Here is a 1,131-nt window from a genome sequence, read left to right as displayed (position 1 = left end):
CGCGGCGACCGGACCGGCCGACGCCTTCGACCTGGTCGACCCGCGCCTCTACAGCGACGGGGACCCGCATCCGCTCTGGCGCCACATGCGCTCGCTCGACACGCTGACCCGTCACGAGGTCGACGACGAACGCTGGTTCTGGAACGTCGTCCGCTTCGACGACTCCGACCGCNNCGGCAAGCAGCTCGCGGCCACCGACCCGCCGCGCCACACCGAGATGCAGGGCCGGCTCAAGAAGGCCCTGGCCATCAAGTCGGTCGACAAGCAGCGCGAGATGATCCGCGACCTGGTCGTGCCGCTCATCGAACCGCTCGGTGACGGCGGCACGTTCGACTTCGCCCAGGCCATGCTCGCGATGCCGATGTCGGTCACCGGAACGATGATGGGCCTGCCCACCGCGGACTGGGCCTGGCTCAACCGGCTCACCACCGTGTGCATCGCCGCCGACGACCCCGAGTACCAGGACCCGGGCGGCCGCGAAGCCACCCTGAAGGCGGCCCACCGCGACCTGTTCGCCTACTTCCAGGACCTCGTCCGCTTCCGCCGCAACAACCTGGGCGACGATCTGCTCAGCGTGCTGATCTCCACCGAGTTCGAGGGCCGGCACATGGCGTCCGACGAGATCGTCGCCAACTGCTACAGCCTGCTGCTCGGCGCGAACGTCACCACCCCGCACGCGCCGAACTTCGTCATGGCCGAGTTCATCGAGTCGGGCGTGCTCCAGGACTGGGCCGCCCACCCCGAGCTGGACGCCACCGCCCTGGAGGAGTCGCTGCGCTGGGCCTCCCCGGTCAACCACTTCCTGCGGTACGCCACCCGCGACGTGGAGATCCGCAACACCCGGATCAAGGCCGGGGACGCGGTCGTGGTCTGGCTGGGCTCCGCCAACCGCGACGACCGGGTCTTCACGCGCGGCAGCGAGTTCGACATCCGGCGCAAGCCGAACAAGCACCTCGCGTTCGGCATCGGGCCGCACTACTGCATCGGCCACAGCGTCGCCCGGGTCAGCCTCAAGACCCTCTTCCACGAGCTGTTCACCCGCTTCGAGGACTTCCGTCCGGCCGGCCGTCCCGAGCGGCTGCGGTCCAGCTTCGTCTCCGGCTACAAGCACATCCCCATCACCGCCCGCCC

1 protein-coding gene is annotated in these 1,131 nt (G+C 69.6%); it reads left to right on the top strand.

Annotated elements, in window-relative coordinates; genetic code table 11:
* Window positions 1-31: 31 nt before the first annotated feature.
* On the top strand, window positions 32-1,131 hold a 1,100-nt coding region (locus CCN56_RS40245; protein ID WP_256962439.1), incomplete at its 3' end, for a cytochrome P450.

It is taken from the genome of Streptomyces sp. NRRL B-24572 (assembly GCF_002156145.1).
Lineage (GTDB): Bacteria > Actinomycetota > Actinomycetes > Streptomycetales > Streptomycetaceae > Streptomyces > Streptomyces vietnamensis.
Note: the sequence above shows the minus strand (reverse complement) of the source record. Positions and strands in the feature narration are given on the sequence as shown.